Annotated in this window: 1 protein-coding gene; it reads left to right on the forward strand. The window is 67.4% G+C overall.

What is annotated here, in order from left to right:
• Nucleotides 1–267: alpha-amylase family glycosyl hydrolase (locus ADL34_RS04990; protein WP_267891467.1), on the forward strand; the 267-nt coding region annotated here is incomplete at both ends.

Here is a 267-nt window from a genome sequence, read left to right on the forward strand (position 1 = left end):
CGTGCAGGAGGAGATCCTCTCCGCCCTGAAGTTCTGGCTCGACCTCGGCATCGACGGCTTCCGCCTCGACGCCGTCCCCTACCTCTACGCCGAGGAGGGCACCAACTGCGAGAACCTCCCGGCCACGCACGCCTTCCTCAAGCGCGTCCGGCGCGAGATCGACGCAATGTACCCGGACACGGTGCTGCTGGCGGAGGCCAACCAGTGGCCCGAGGACGTCGTCGACTACTTCGGGGACTACTCCTCCGGCGGCGACGAGTGCCACAT

This window comes from Streptomyces sp. NRRL WC-3605 (genome assembly GCF_001509795.1).
GTDB classification, from domain to species: domain Bacteria; phylum Actinomycetota; class Actinomycetes; order Streptomycetales; family Streptomycetaceae; genus Streptomyces; species Streptomyces viridochromogenes.